The sequence below is a fragment of the Allobosea sp. 05T439 genome (assembly GCF_056396005.1).
The window spans coordinates 56,337-70,659 of sequence record NZ_JBFTKP010000019.1; the positions used below are offsets into that span (position 1 = coordinate 56,337).

The window sequence follows — 14,323 nt, forward strand, 5'->3', positions numbered from 1 at the left end:
AGGGTTTGCGCATGGCACTTCCCACTGATATCGGGCTGCAGATGATCAAGGATGGAACTTTGTGGTGTTGAACCTGCTGCGCCGCAACGATCAGCGTTATGCGCGGCGAATGGCCCGCATCGCGCGCTGGGACCGGCCGCTTACCGGCCGGGTCGACCGGCTGCGCGCCTGGGCCAATATGCTGCTGGTCGATCATGGCATCTTCCGCCTGGCCTATCTCAATGCCCACCGGGTCACGCCGCGCCTTTGGCGCGCCGCCCAGCCCGCGCCCACCGACGTCGCCTGGTTCGCCCGCCAGGGCGTCAAGACGATCGTCAACCTGCGCGGCGGTCGCGAGCACGGCGCCTGGCCGCTGCAGCGCGAAGCCTGCGAACGCCACGGCATCGCACTGGTCGAATTCGTGCTGCGTTCGCGTGGTGCACCTGACCGCGAGACGATCCTCGGCTCCAAGGCCTTCTTCGAGGGCCTGAAGGAACCTGCGCTGGTGCATTGCAAATCGGGCGCGGACCGGGCTGGCTTTTTCTCGGCGCTCTATCTGCTGGTGCACGAGAACCGCCCGCTCGACGAAGCCATGAAACAGCTCTCGTTGCGCTACGGCCATTTCCGCTTCGCCAAGACCGGGATCCTCGACGCGTTCTTCGAAGCCTATGCCCGCGAGGGCGAGGCCAAGGGCATCGCCTTCCTCGACTGGGTCGAGCGCAGCTACGATCCCGAGGCGCTCGAGAGAGACTTCAAGACCGGCTTTCTGTCTTCGCTGATCGCCGACCGCCTGATCCGGCGCGAGTAGACCTGCTCAACGCGCCGCACGCGGCAGGGCAGGAGCGCCCCCCATCCGCGTCCAGGTAAACTGGATATGCGCCATCATGCGCGCGAACGAAACGCATCCGATCGCGGTGAGCAGCGCCACCGACAAAGTCCCGAACCACCACATAACCAGCGCGGCACCGGCCAGCGAAACCGCATTCGTCATCATCTGCCGTCGCGGATACAGCGACAGTGAACCGATCTCGTGCAGCGGTCCGACCAGGGTACTGCAGCCATAGAACAGCGAGAGCAGCGCCATGGTCTCGCCGACCCCTTCCCATTGCGTGCCCTCGAGCACGTAGTCGGCCCCGAGTGCGACGATGGCGACGCCGGCGAAGAGCACGACGACAATGGCAACCATGCCCATGGTGATCCGACGGGCCCAATGTTGCCGATCCGCTCCCTCGCGCTTGCGCAGATCATTCATCGCCAGCGGCGTGACCGCCGCGTTGAATAATTGCATCGGCATTTCCAGCAGGCGCATGGCAAGCGCGACATGCGCCGCCAGAAGGGCGTTGCCGGCGAAGGGCAACGCCAGCAGCGGCGCCACCATGAAACCGAAGGACAGCAGCGCCGAGGGCAGCAGATAGGTCGGCGCCGTGCGCCAGCGTATCGCCGACTCCATCAGTTCTCGGTGCGACCAGCAGCGCAGCCTCACGAAGCCGATCAGCGCCTTGTGACGGCGCCAGACCAGGTAGATCGCAGCCATTGCGTGGCCGAAGGCATCGGCGGCGAACAGCGCAAGCGCCGTCGGGCCGAGCGGCCAGATCAGCAGGATCATCATGGCCGGCTGGACGATCGCCTGCACGACATTGCTGTTGCCGATCGTCGTGAAATCACCCTCGGCGGTCGCCTCGGCGGTCATCAGCCTGATGGCCGCACGGCTGGCCAACGAAATCAGGAAGAGCGCACCAAAGCCGCGCAGGACCCAGCCCGCGGACGCCGCGAACAGAATTGCCGCAGTCATCCCGGCAAGGAAAACCATTCCCGCAGCGAAGGCCAGTCGAAACGCCCTGCCGAGACGCACCCTGTCATTGCTCTGAAAGAACACGGCCTCGAAGCGCAGCAGAACTGCGATCGCGACGAAATTGGCCAGCGCCGAAAAGATCGCGAAATCCGCGAAAACCTTGGGTGGGCACAGGGCCGCTGCGAAGAGCAGGCCCCATACCGAAAGAATCCGCGCCTGGACGAAGCGCAGCGCCAGCATCAAGCCGTTGCGGAGACCGGTGCGCCTGACGGGAGAGCCATCGGCCGCGATCGGCTCGGCCGGAACGGGCGCCGACGCGGCCGCTGCAAAGCCGCCCCTGTCCAGTGCGAGTTGCGCAGCCATATCCACGTCCCCGGTCGGGATGTCGGGCAGGTCGTCTTCGCTCGACCGGGGGCCGTGGCGCTCGCCTGCCGGAGTTCGCTCGCGATCAACCCCTTCGATCACGTCGCTTCACTCCGCAGGCTGCACGCTGCGCCGGTATGGTTAACGCACGGTAAATTTGCAGGCACTTTCGCTGGTCGCGCCGGGGAGGGTTCTCGCTACCATGCGAGCTGTGGCGGAAAAGTGGCAAAACCCGTCATTTATCAGCGTTCTAACTGAGCTCCATTGTCATCTGAGGACGTCCCGGTCAGTGTTTCCCTCGCAGCTTGAGAGGCTTGATCCCATGACGCGCGCCCCCATCCACCTCGATTTCCTGAATGCGCTGGACGTCGAGGCACTAGGGTTGACCGACCCGCAGATCATCTCCGCAGTGGAGGCTGGGCTTGCGGCGCAAGGACGCGGGGAAACCGTGATCGAACCGCGCATGCACCTGATTCCAGGCGGCAGCAGTGGTCATTTCAACGTGCTGAGGGGCGCGTTTCGAGCGCCGATCAACCTGGCGGGCGTCAAGGTGATCGGGGACTTCGTCGACAACTACAAGGAGGACTTGCCCTCGGAGCTTGGCCTGCTCCTGTTGATGGACCCGTCCAATGGCGTGCCCAGGGCCATCATCGACGGGAGCCATCTCACCGATATGCGCACCGGCGCAGTCACAGCCATCGGCGCGAAATACCTTGCGCGCAAGGCTGCCAAGGTGCTGGGGCATATCGGAGCACGCGGCACGGCCTACTGGAACGTACGCCTGCTCGACTCGCTGTTCGACTTCGACGAGATCCGGGTGCATTCCCGCCGACAGGAAAGCCGCGAGGCTTTCGGAGCACGGCTCACAGCTGATCTCGGCAAGCCCGTCATCGTGACCGAAGACTGGCGCTCCTGCGTCGACGGCGCCGATATCGTTGTCGAAGCCTCGCGCCTCGATGCTCCCGAGCCGCTGCTGAGGACGGACTGGATCAAGCCGGGCGCTTTCGTCGTGCCCTACGGCACGATGAGTGCCGTCGAGCTTTCGCTGACCGATATCATGAGCAAGCTCGTCGTCGACGATTGGGGCCAGTGCCGATCGGGCCAGTTCGGCGCGCTACGTGCCCATGTCGAGGCCGGCAAGCTTTCGGAGGCGACCCTTCATGCCGAGATGGGCGAAATCGTCGCCGGGCTGAAGCCCGGCCGCGAGAGTGACGACGAAACCATCCTGTTCTGGCATCGCGGGCTCTCGCTCTCCGACATCGCGCTTGGCCATTTCATGCTGGAGAAGGCCGGGCGCATGGGGATTGGCCAGAGGCTGCGTTACGCCTGATGAACCCTGCCACACCGCACCTTGTCGCCAATGCGCGGATGTATGCCGTCAACCCGGCGGTTCATGCTGCCTGGACCGATCTCTTCGCCTGGATCTCAAGCCGGTCGGGGGTGCCGCTGACTGTCGTCGACCATGCCGCACCGGCTCCATTGGAGGACCTCTGGCGACGCGGCGATCTCGGCCTCGCCTTCATCTGCGGCTACCCCTTCGCAAGCGGTCGCTTTCCCGTGCAGCCGATCGCGGCTCCGATCCCGGCCGCAGCGCTTGCGGGCGGGCGGCCCTTCTATGCAACTCATCTCGTCACCCGCGCCGAAAGCCCGATCGCCACGCTCGCCGGGAGCTTCGGTCAGCGCCTTGGCTGGACGGTCGAGCACTCCCAGTCCGGGTTCAACGCCTTGCGCAGCCACCTGCTCCCCCATTGGAAGGCCGGGCCGTTGTATCGGCAAAGCATCGGCCCGCTTCTGACGCCGCGCCGGGTGATTGCCGCGTTGCTCAACGACGAAATCGATATTGGTCCGCTCGACTCGTATTTTCACGACCTGTTACTCGCGCATGAGCCTGAAACCGCTGCACGGCTGCGGACCATCGAGACGACGCTCCCAAGGCCGATGCCGCTCCTGGTCGCCTCGGACACGCTGGACGCGGCCCCGCTTGCAAACCTTCGCGATGCGCTGCTCGACGCAGCAGCCCAGCCTCAGGCGCAGGCTTTGCTGGCTCGCCTTAAGCTCTCCGGTTTCGCAGCCATAGAACGCAGCAGCTATGACGTGCTGCTCGAGGATGCACGCAGCGCGGAAGCCGCCGGATATGGTCGGCCGGGCTAGGGTTCGGCCGGGCGCCCGGCACTGCGCGCCCGGATCGCCGCAAGCGTGATACGCCCGAGCGGCCGGCTGTCGCCATCGACGATGGTCGCCCCGTCTCGCCCCTCGGTCAGAAGCGCGGAGAGCACGTTGCGCAGATTGGCCGATGCCGGAAGCCGCAGGTCGGAAACCTCTGGCGCTCCCTCTTCGACCGCATCTGCGGCGCTGACCAGAGAGAGGCGCCGTAGCGCGGCGTCAGCACCGACGAAATCGGCGACGAATGCGTCAGCCGGAGCCGCCAGCAGGCGGTCGGGTGTGTCATACTGCACTAGGCCGCCATCCTTCATGATGGCGACGACATCGCCCATGCGGATCGCTTCGTCGATGTCATGGGTGACGAAGATCACCGTCTTCTTCAGCCGGCGCAGGATCGCAACGAACTCCTCCTGGAGGCGTCCCCGCACCACGGGATCGACCGCACCGAACGGCTCGTCCATCAGCATGACCGGCGGGTCGGCAGCCAAGGCGCGCGCAACCCCGACACGCTGGCGCTGTCCGCCGGAGAGATGGCGCGGGTAGCGCGCCAGGAACTGCTCGGGCTCCAGCCCGACGAGTGCCAGCATCTCCTCCGAGCGCGACCTGATCTTCTCCGCCGGCCAGCCCAGCAGTTTGGGCACGGTCGCGACATTCTCGGCGATGGTCATGTGCGGGAACAGGCCGACCTGCTGAATGACATAGCCGATGCGGCGGCGAAGCAGCACCGGATCGGCCTGGGTGACATCCTCACCCCCAACGATGATCCGGCCGGAACTCGGTTCGATCAGCCGGTTCACCATCCGCATTGTCGTGGTCTTGCCGCAGCCGGATGGGCCGATCAGCACGCAGGTCCGGCCTTCGGGCACAGAAAGATCGAGGCTGTCGACCGCGGGACGCGCGATGCCTGGGAAGAGCTTGCTGACATTCTCGAGACGGATCATCAGGCCCCCATTCGCGCGGAACGCGTCATGGCGCGCTCGACGCTCGCAAAACCGATCTCGACCAGCAGCGCGAGCAAGGCGACCGCGACCGCTCCGGCAATCAGCTGCGGAAAATTGAAATTCGCCATGCCGGCAGTGATCAGTTCGCCGAGACCGCCGCCGCCGATGAAGGCCGCGAGCGTCGCCGCCGAGACGACCTGCACGGCGGCCGTGCGGATGCCCGCAAATATCACCGGCAGCGCCAGCGGGATCTCGATCCGCGTCATAACCTGCGCATCCGAAAGTCCCTGCCCGCGCGCCGCCTCGACGATGTCGCGGTCGACTTCGCTCAGGCCCGTATAGGTGTTGAGCAGCAGGGCCGGCAGGCCGTACAGCGTCAGCGCCACCACAGACGGCAGGAAGCCGGTGCCGAGCAGGGGCAGCATGATGACGAGCAAGGCCAGGCTCGGCACGGTGCGCAGGATGTTGACGATCGCGATCGCCGAATTGGCGAAGCTGCGATGACGCGTCAGCGCAAGTCCGAGCGGCAGTGCGATCAGCACCACGGCGAGAAGCGCCACGCCCGAAAGCCAGAGATGATTCTCGACCGCTGTCCAGAAGATGCGGGGATTGGCGGAGATCCAGCCGAGCATCAGGCGCCCTCCGCCTGGGCCGCCCGCAGGCCGAGCTCGAGCCGACGCAAGATCTCGTCGCAGGCGATGGCAAGCAGCGAGGTCATGATCGCGCCGACCACGACCTTCTCGCCGAAATCCTGGGTGATGCCCTGGAAGATGATGTCGCCAAGGCCGCCGGCATTGATGAAGGCGGCCACGGTCGCGACCGAGACCATGGTGACGACCGTGATGCGGATGCCGGCGATGATCACCGGCAACGCCAGCGGGAGCTCGATGGCGAAAAGCCGACGCCAGCGGCCATAGCCCATGCCGTCGGCGGCATCCAGAATCTCGGGCGCGATCTCGCGCAGGCCGGTTGCCGTGTTCCGGATGATGATCAGCAGGGCATACATCACGAGCGCAACGATCGCCGGGCCAAAGCCCAGCCCGAGGATGGGAATCAACAGCGCAAAGATCGCCAGTGCCGGCACCGTGTAGAGGGCGCCCGAAATCAACAGCACGACGAGGTAGAACGTCGGCCGCCGCGCCGAGATGATCCCGAGCGGCAGGCCGATGACGAGCGAGATCGCGAGCCCGATGCCAACGAGCTGGATATGCTCCCAGAGCGCGATCAGCAGGCGGTCGTAATTCTCAATGATCCAGGTCATGCCGGCAGGTCCGAAAACGCTGCGGCAAGCTCTCCCGCCGCCAGGCGTTCGGCCAGCGCCTCGAACTCGCGCCCCATCGGCCGGTCATCGTCGAGCCGGGCGACATGGGCGCGGACGAAGCCAAGTGCGAGAGTGGTGCCGACGCCGAGCCTGATGCCCTCGCGCTGCTCGGCGGCCTCGGCGGCCACGACGAGTTCGATCGCAGCAAGCCGCGCCAGGTGCTCGGCGATCATCGCCGTCTTTGCGACGATGCGCGGCGTCATCGGCGCGTAATCCTCGACACCATCGGCAACCGGCATGGTCATCGGGCCGAGCGGCAGGGCGAGATGGCGGATCTCCGCTTCCAGGGCTGCGGTCGTCTTCTGCGTGGTCGCAAACCCCGCATGCGTGCCGCCATGGCGTGTCAGGAAGCGCGGCAACCCGCTGGACGCAGGCGACATCAGCTTGGTGATACGGAACGCCGAGATCGTCGCGGCGTGGGCGACTGCCAGTCCGAGCCCCTCGAGCGCGAGTGCAAGAGCCGTCGTGTCGAAATTGACGGTCGAACGCAGGACATCCTCGGTGATCAGCACCGCCGGGCTGTCGCCGGCCCCGTTGAGCTCGACTTCGACGAGCGCCCGCGCCGTATCGAGCGCGGCGGATGCGGCTCCGTTCACGGGCGCCAGGCAGCGAAAGGACAGCGGGTCCTGCACGCGCCTGGCAGCGCCTTCATCAAGGAGATCGCTGCCGGCCAGGAGTTCGCGCAACTTCGCCGCGCCAGTGACATGGCTCGGCACCGGCCGAAGCGCGACCAGATTGCTGCCGATGGGCGAGAGATTGGCGCGGTAAGCCTCCAGCGAGAGTGCGCCTGCTGCCGTCAGCGCCTGCAGCGCCATGGTCATGGCGCGAAGCGCGAGCGCAGCCAGGCCCGCGCTCTCGGCATTGGCATTGAGCAGCGCGAGCCCGTCCTTCGGCCCCAGGGCCGGAAGCGCTATGCCGGCCAGGCGCATGGCCTCGGGGCCGGGGCGAATCCGCCCGTCGAACTCGGCCTCGCCTTCCCCTGTCAGCGGCAGAAAGAGCTGGGCCAGCGAGCTGAGGTCGGCCTCACCCAGCGAGCCGATGCGCCGGACGACAGGATGAACCCCGGAATTCAGCATCGCAGCGAGCGTCCCGACAAGGCCCGGCGAGATGCCCGACGCGCCCTGCGCAAGACCGGCAAGCCGCGCCAGCAGCACGGCCCGCACCTCGCCCCGTGACAGGCAATGCCCGACCCCGACGGCCCGCGCCCGAACGGCCCGCTGCTGGAAGGCAGCAATCTGATCCGCCGCCAGCCGCGTATCGACCGCAGCCCCGAGGCCCGTCGTCAAGCCGTAGACGGCCTCGCCGCGTTCGAGGCTGCGCTCGACCACCGCGCGAGCCCCGCTCAGCCGCTCATGCAACGCGGGAGCCAGCATGATCTGCGCAGCATCATGCGCGACGGCATGGACCTGTTCGATCGAAAGCGGCCCGGCACCGATGACGACGGCGGGGGCCGCTTGCACCAGCTCCATCCGCAGACCGCCCGCCTTAGCGGACAAGACCCTTGGCTTTCAGGAAGGCGGCGGCGACGACGCGCGGCTCCTTCTTGTCGACCTCGACCTGTCGGTTCAGCTCCTGCATCGTCGCATTGTCGAGCGCCGCCCCGACCTTCTCGAGGATCTCGACGACCTTGGCATTGCCGGCAATCTCCGGACGCACGACCGGGGCGAGGAAATAGGGCGGGAACAGCGACTTGTCGTCGTCCAGGGCTACGAACTTCTCCGCCGCGATCTGCCAGTCGGTGGAGAAGCCGTTGGCGATGTCGACCTGCTTTTGGTTCAGCGCCTCGTAGCGCAGCCGGAGCGCAGCGAACTGCTTGAACTCGGCAAACTCGGCGCCATAAACCTCCTTGAGACCCGCGATGCCATCACGGCGGTCGACGAATTCGGTACCGGCACCGAGCCGGAGCTTGGACGAGACCTTGCCGAGATCTGTCAGGGTCTTGAGGTTGTATTCCTTCGCCGTCTCCGGCCGCACCACGATGGCATAGCCGTTATTGATGCCGGAAGGCTTCAGCCAGGTCAGGTTGAACTCCTTCTCGTAGAAGGCCTTGACCATGCCGCGCACCTTCTCCGGGTCGGTTTCGGTCACGCCCTGGGCCTTCATCACGGCGTTGAGGCCGGTCCCGGTATATTCCGGATAGAGATCGATCGCGCCGCTCTTCAGGGCCTCATGCGCCACCAGCGTGCCACCGAGATTGATCTTGCGCTCGACCTTGAAACCAGCGCCCTCGAGGGCCGCGGCATAGAGCTCGGCAACGATGAACTGCTCGGTGAAATTCTTGGAACCGATCTTGATCGTCTGGGCCGCTGCCGCCGACAGCCCGACCAGGATCATGGCGGCAACAGTACAGACCGTCTTCGCGAAGCGCATGCTGACAAGTTTCATGGCTGCCTCCTGTGATGGCTCAAGGGGTTAGCTAACGAGGGATCGAACAGCGATGCAAGTTTCGGGCTCGTGAAGGAGAAAAGCGCCTTCGCGATTCCAGTCTCGGAGAACGAACGCCCCGGGCAAGCGCTCAACTGAGGGGATTTCGTTCGCCCGCGCGGATGGCGGCGGGCAGGCGATTCTCGATGGGCGACAAAGGGCAGACCCAGGCCTCGGAATAGGCGCAGGACGGGTAATAGGCGAAATTGAAGTCGAGGATCGTACGCCCCTGCGAAGTCGCGCCGAGATCAGCGCTCTTGATCGTGTCGAGCAGGTAGCGGCCGCCGGCAAAGGTCTCCTCGCCATTGCTCGCATCGCCGAAGGGCAGGAAGGTCCCGCCGCCATAGCCCTCGATCCAGTAAAGCGTCAGCTCCCGAGCGAGCGCGCCCTCCAATCCGTCGGTCAGCGCGTAGGGCCGGAGCACCATGGCGCCGTCCTTTCCGGCTTCGACCCGAATGGTTTCACGCCCGATCGCGGGCCGGAGCCCGACCTCGAAGCGCAGCGCCGGATCGTAGGAGAAATAGCGGATGCCCCTGAAGCGCTGCCGCCGAGCGGCCGCAAGCGGCGACTGCCGATGCTCGCGAAACAACCGGTCGCGTACGCTTCGCCACTGCGTCCAGCCCGCTTCCGTCGGCATCGCCCGGACCGCTGCGTAGAGATCGGCCACCTGCCGACGCCAATCCTGGAGCGAGGCCATGTTCTCGAGTACCGCGCTCGCAGACAGGCGAGCCCCTGATCTGGTGGATTCCGCTCCGGCAATGATCTGGTTTTTCATGGAGTGCAGCCTTCGGTTCGACTGAACGGGATCGCTTAGGCACGAGAACCGCCGCCGCCGGTCAACGCGTCGGCGACGCAGGCGTTCCCACATCGCCCATTGTGCCGATCCTGCTGTCAGGCCGTGTCAGCGTTCCCGGCGGTGCCAGCAAAAATCGTCGCGTCGAGGCACAAAGCCAAGGCCAATGAAGAACGCCGCCGTCACGAGATCGCGACGACGGCGTTGAACTGGCGGATCGGAAGCCCGAGCTGTCAGGAAAATTGCGTCTTCAGGCCTTCGAAGAGCGCAACCTGCTCGGCAATCAGCGCACGCTTCTCGTCGCGCCGCACGAAGACCTTGAACATCGCTTCGCCGGCAGCATTGAAGAACTGGACCGAGCAGGAGCGGCGGCCATGGAACTGTCGATCGACCAGGTAGATCGCCGTGCAGTTGCCTGCCTTGATATGTCCGCCGATCGGGCTGTCGCCATGAATGTTGTAGTAGCCATGGCCGAAGGAGCCGACGGGCAGCGAGCCTTCACATTCCAGCACGATATCGGCGGTGTGGACGATGAAGAGCACCTCGCCCCAGGTMGAGAGCGCCTGCCACAGCGCCTCGAAGCGCTCGGCAGCGATGAAATGGCGCTGGTCGGCCGGCGCTGCCTCGAGCACCGCGAGCGTCGGCACGCCGACCTCGCGGGCGATGGCCTCGATCACGCCATCCGGCTTGGCTGCCAGCGCCTGCCTGACGCGCTCCATCGGGTCTGTCTGTGACGGGTCCTGGACCGCCGCTGCACTCGCCTGCGAGATCGACATGCCGTCCTCCCTCACTCTGCCGCCTGGCGGGGCAAATGCGGATTGGCCTCGCTGAGCACCGTCTCGAAACCTTCGAATTCGGGATGCCCGAGATACATCGGCGTAGCCCTGGGCTGGCCGGCATTGCGGTGTGATTCACGGAACTGGTCGGACTTCGTCCAGGCCGTGAAATCCTCCTTCGAGGCCCAGGTCGTGTGCGAGGAATAGAGGGTATGGTCCTCCTTCTCCGGCCCCTTGAGCAAATGGAAGGCGATGAAGCCGCTCATCTCGTCGAGGCGGGTCTTGCGCGAGGACCAGACAGTCTCAAAAGCGGCCTCCTCTCCCTTGACGACCTTGAAGCGATTCATGGCGATGAACATGGGTGTTTTCCTCAGTTGGCTGGCTGTTGGCTGGCTTGGTTGAACGGGAAGCGGGCAGTGCCTGGCGGCATTGCAGTCCTCATGTGCCGAAGCGCGTCGAGAAGCCGATCTTGCCGACGAAGCCCGGGCTGTTGTCACCGTCGCGGTAGCGGCGATAGCGAACGTCGCCGACATTCTCGAGCGAGAGATAGGCGCGGGCATCCGGCGTGATCTTGTAGTCGGCGTAGAGATCGACCAGCGCATAGGCCTTGCTCGCGAGCACCTGCGATCCAGGCGGCAGGCGCTTTTGATCGTCGACCAGCGTCAGCCGGGCGCCCACCGTCAGCTTCTCCTCAAAGAAGCGCAAACCGCCGTTGAGGACCAGCTTGTCAGGATAGATCGACTCCAGAGGCTGGTTCAGCGTCCTGTTGTCGCCGCGGATGGTCGAGCCGGCAAGGGTCATGAACCAGCGCTTCGCGTCGTAGCCGAGTTCGGCCTCGAAGCCGGTGATGCGCGCCTTGGCAACGTTCTGGTACGAGAAGAAGGCATCGTTGCAGGCGCCCGGGATCGGCGCGCCGCAGGGAGCACCGGGATCGACGAAGATACCGTCGATATAGTTCTTCACGTCGTTCCTGTAGACGGCGAGCTTGCCGCGGAAGCGGTCGCCCTCGCTCAGGATGTCGTCATATTTCAGATTGACGCCGGCCTCGAGCGTCTTGCCCACTTCCGGCTTCAGGTTCGGGTTCGGCCGGAAGATGAAGCTGGCAGGAGCCGGATGCGGCCCGTCTACCAGCGTCTCGGTCACCGACGGCGCCCGATAGCCCTCGGCATAGGTGCCATAGACCTGCAGCCCCTGCAGCGGGGTGACGCCGAGCGTCAGCTTGGGCGAGATGCGGTTGCCATCCGACGAGGTGCGACCGCCGCTGAGCTCATAGGCGTCGTAGCGCAGCGCGCCGATCAGGTCGAAGATCGAATACTTGACGTGGCTCTGCACGAAGCCGCCATAGACGCTGCGCTTGCCGGACGGCGTTGTCTCGTCGCCATTGCTGACCGGATCGCTGGTCCTGACGCGATCTTCGAACCAGTCCGCGCCGTAAGTCAGATTCAGCGCTGCCGCGCCCAGATCGAATTTCGAGGTGTTGTAGATGTCGAACCCCGTGGTCTGGACCTTGAAATAGCGCTTCGCGCCCAGGGCCGCGCCCGTACCCGAGATCTGGGTCTGGTCTGTGTCCGTCGAGGTCGAATACGCACCGATGTTCAGGTTCAGCCACGGGATGTCGGGCCGCGAGAAGCTGTAGCGCGCCGTGTAGTTCTGCGTCGTAACCTCGTTGTCGCGACGCGGGGCCGTGGGGGTGCCGACACCGTTGGAGAAATCGTAACGCTGGTACTGGCCACCGAGCTTGAGCTCCTGGCCTTCGCCGGGCGTGATCACGATCTTGCCGAGACCTGAAACCAGGTCCTGCCCGGTATCGGCGATCTTGGTGCCATTGCCGTCGCGATAGGGATTGAGTGAGCGGAACGAAAGCCCGACCAGGCCCGCGACGACGTCATTTGGCCGGAAGGCGCCGATGGCATTGCCGAAGACGCCGGTCTGGCGAGCGAACACACCGGTACCGCCGATCTCGGCCGCTGCGCGCTCGCCGGGCCTGAGGATGTCCTTGGGATCGACCGTCTCGAAGGACACGACGCCTCCGATCGCGCCTGAACCGTAGATGTTGGCAACCGGGCCGCGCGTCACGTCGATGACGCGTACGAAAGAGGGATCGAGGAAGAAGGCGCCATTGGCATTATGGCCCGATCGCTGGAAATTCTGGCGCGCGCCGTCGACCGTCACCGCGACGCGGCCGAAATCCTGCAGGCCACGAATATTGATCGCGGTCGCGGGGTCGTTCGGGTTTTCCTGTGTCGAGACGCTGGGCATCTGGTTGAGGAGGGTCCCGAGCCTTTGCGGCTGCTGCGAACGGATCTCGTTGCGCGTCATCACAGAGACCGAGGCCAGCGCGTCGATCGCGCGCTCTTCCTGCTTGCTCGCCGTCACGGTGATCTCGTCCAGCGCAATCGGCGTAGCAGCGGAGGCTGGCGCCGGCTGGGATTGAGCATGAGCGCCGAGCGACCATAGCGCGATGGCAGCCACGGAAACGGAAGCGCGCAACAGCGCGGCGTGAGAATTCATACGTCCAGCCCCGAACCTGACCTGAAGATTTTGCAGCGACTGGCTGGCTGGACGCGGGCTGCGTGTGGCTGGCTGGCGCGGGCGGTCGCACCGTCCCGGCGCGCCGCTCTTGACCCTTTGTAGTAAAGCTGAATATCACCGTCAACAACGCTTAAGATTTACCCTTCCTTAGAATAATTAAAAACTGACAACTGCTTTAGATCACCTTTAGACGACGAGATGTCGCGCACTCTTGGCTAGACGAGATCGATTCCGATCCCATCTTCCATTGACGCGCAACCCGTGAAGCGGAGAGACCATCATGCCAAGCCCCCTGGCGCCTTCAAGGCCGCTCGGCGCACGGCCCCATCGACGCGAACTGAGCGCCGCGATCGGACTGACGTTTCTGGCCGCCGCCGGCCTCTTTGCCCCGTCCACGCTCCCCAGCCCGGCCCAGGCACAAACTCCGGATCGCATCGTCGCTGTCGGCGGCGTGATCACCGAGGTGCTCTATGCACTCGGCCTGCAGGACCGGATCATCGGTGTCGACACCACCAGCCAGTTCCCCCCCGAGGCCCTGCGCGACAAGGCCAGCGTCGGCTATGTCCGTGCACTTTCGGCCGAAGGTGTGCTCTCCCTCAAGCCTTCGCTGGTTATTGCACTCGAGGGCGCCGGACCTCCCGGAGCGGTATCGCTGCTTAACGAGGCCGGGCTGCGCCTCGCCAGCATTCCGGAAGACAACTCGCCTGATGGCGTCGTCACCAAGATCCAGGCGATTGGCGCCGTCGCAGGTGCGGCCGAACCCGCGGCGCGCCTCGCGCAGCAGACGAAGCTGCGTTTCGACGAACTTCAGACGCTGCGCTCCAGCCTGCCGGCCAAGAAGCGCGTGCTCTTCGTCCTGTCGCTCCAGAACGGCCGCGTGCTGGTCGGCGGCCGCAACAGTTCGGCCGATGCGATCATCCAGATGGCCGGCGGCGTCAACGCCGCGACTGCGGTCGAGGGCTTCAAACCCCTGAACGACGAGGCCATCATCGCGGCCGCCCCCGACGTGATCCTGATGATGCGCAACAGCAGCAGCCATAATGCATCGCCGGAGGAAGTATTCGCTATGCCGACCTTCTCGCAGACCCCGGCCGCGGCGAAGATGGCGCTGGTCAGGATGGATGGCCTCTACCTGCTCGGCTTCGGGCCGCGCACACCGGCGGCAGCCCGCGACCTGATGGCAGCGCTCTACCCCGAGGCCGCGATCCCGCCGCTCAAGACCGCCGCTGCACCATGACG

At 65.3% G+C, this 14,323-nt stretch carries 14 protein-coding genes; 4 read left to right on the forward strand and 10 right to left on the reverse strand.

The window, feature by feature from the left end; all coding sequences use genetic code 11:
- The first annotated feature begins 64 nt into the window (after positions 1-64).
- A complete protein-coding gene (locus AC1DIO_RS21330) occupies positions 65-787 on the forward strand; it encodes a fused DSP-PTPase phosphatase/NAD kinase-like protein (RefSeq protein WP_441507433.1) in 723 nt (240 codons plus the stop codon).
- 6 nt (positions 788-793) lie between these two features.
- Here the strand turns inward: AC1DIO_RS21330 and AC1DIO_RS21335 are convergent, their stop codons facing one another.
- Complete coding sequence (locus AC1DIO_RS21335) at positions 794-2,236, reverse strand: lipopolysaccharide biosynthesis protein (RefSeq protein WP_441507434.1); 1,443 nt, start codon at positions 2,234-2,236, stop codon at positions 794-796.
- 220 nt (positions 2,237-2,456) lie between these two features.
- Here AC1DIO_RS21335 and AC1DIO_RS21340 point away from each other — a divergent pair, with 220 nt between their 5' ends.
- Both AC1DIO_RS21340 and AC1DIO_RS21345 read left to right on the forward strand, forming a co-directional pair.
- Positions 2,457-3,464 (forward strand): ornithine cyclodeaminase family protein, encoded by a 1,008-nt coding sequence (locus tag AC1DIO_RS21340; RefSeq protein ID WP_441507435.1) that lies wholly within the window; start codon positions 2,457-2,459, stop codon positions 3,462-3,464.
- Positions 3,464-4,285, forward strand: a complete 822-nt coding sequence (locus tag AC1DIO_RS21345; RefSeq protein ID WP_441507436.1) for a phosphate/phosphite/phosphonate ABC transporter substrate-binding protein — start codon at positions 3,464-3,466, stop codon at positions 4,283-4,285. Before AC1DIO_RS21340 ends, AC1DIO_RS21345 begins: the two co-directional genes overlap by 1 nt.
- Here the strand turns inward: AC1DIO_RS21345 and AC1DIO_RS21350 are convergent.
- The 9 genes from AC1DIO_RS21350 to AC1DIO_RS21390 form a co-directional block, all read right to left on the reverse strand.
- Positions 4,282-5,238 carry an ABC transporter ATP-binding protein gene (locus tag AC1DIO_RS21350; RefSeq protein WP_441492717.1) on the reverse strand — a complete coding sequence of 319 codons (957 nt, stop codon included), beginning with the start codon at positions 5,236-5,238 and terminating at the stop codon, positions 4,282-4,284. The two genes, AC1DIO_RS21345 and AC1DIO_RS21350, sit on opposite strands and share 4 nt — an antisense overlap.
- On the reverse strand, positions 5,238-5,870 hold the full coding sequence (locus AC1DIO_RS21355; RefSeq protein ID WP_441492716.1) for an ABC transporter permease: 633 nt from the start codon (positions 5,868-5,870) through the stop codon (positions 5,238-5,240). Before AC1DIO_RS21355 ends, AC1DIO_RS21350 begins: the two co-directional genes overlap by 1 nt.
- Positions 5,870-6,499 carry an ABC transporter permease gene (locus AC1DIO_RS21360; RefSeq protein ID WP_441492715.1) on the reverse strand — a complete coding sequence of 210 codons (630 nt, stop codon included), beginning with the start codon at positions 6,497-6,499 and terminating at the stop codon, positions 5,870-5,872. The genes AC1DIO_RS21355 and AC1DIO_RS21360 overlap by 1 nt, the downstream gene beginning before the upstream one ends.
- Positions 6,496-8,019 (reverse strand): HAL/PAL/TAL family ammonia-lyase, encoded by a 1,524-nt coding sequence (locus AC1DIO_RS21365; protein ID WP_441492714.1) that lies wholly within the window; start codon positions 8,017-8,019, stop codon positions 6,496-6,498. Before AC1DIO_RS21365 ends, AC1DIO_RS21360 begins: the two co-directional genes overlap by 4 nt.
- Positions 8,020-8,044: 25 nt before the next feature.
- A complete protein-coding gene (locus AC1DIO_RS21370) occupies positions 8,045-8,944 on the reverse strand; it encodes a glycine betaine ABC transporter substrate-binding protein (protein ID WP_441507437.1) in 900 nt (299 codons plus the stop codon).
- 130 nt (positions 8,945-9,074) lie between these two features.
- The gene (locus tag AC1DIO_RS21375; protein WP_441507438.1) at positions 9,075-9,758 is read right to left on the reverse strand and encodes a DUF1684 domain-containing protein; all 684 of its coding nucleotides are present in this window, start codon (positions 9,756-9,758) and stop codon (positions 9,075-9,077) included.
- A 251-nt stretch (positions 9,759-10,009) separates the two neighbouring features.
- Positions 10,010-10,552, reverse strand: a complete 543-nt coding sequence (hutX, locus tag AC1DIO_RS21380) for a heme utilization cystosolic carrier protein HutX (protein ID WP_441507439.1) — start codon at positions 10,550-10,552, stop codon at positions 10,010-10,012.
- An 11-nt stretch (positions 10,553-10,563) separates the two neighbouring features.
- The gene (hmuQ, locus tag AC1DIO_RS21385; RefSeq protein ID WP_441492710.1) at positions 10,564-10,911 is read right to left on the reverse strand and encodes a heme-degrading protein HmuQ; all 348 of its coding nucleotides are present in this window, start codon (positions 10,909-10,911) and stop codon (positions 10,564-10,566) included.
- A gap of 79 nt (positions 10,912-10,990) precedes the next feature.
- Positions 10,991-13,063, reverse strand: coding sequence for a TonB-dependent hemoglobin/transferrin/lactoferrin family receptor (locus AC1DIO_RS21390; RefSeq protein ID WP_476767822.1), 2,073 nt, complete (start codon positions 13,061-13,063; stop codon positions 10,991-10,993).
- A gap of 301 nt (positions 13,064-13,364) precedes the next feature.
- Here AC1DIO_RS21390 and AC1DIO_RS21395 point away from each other — a divergent pair, with 301 nt between their 5' ends.
- Positions 13,365-14,321, forward strand: coding sequence for a heme/hemin ABC transporter substrate-binding protein (locus AC1DIO_RS21395; protein WP_441507441.1), 957 nt, complete (start codon positions 13,365-13,367; stop codon positions 14,319-14,321).
- The last annotated feature ends 2 nt before the right edge of the window (positions 14,322-14,323 follow it).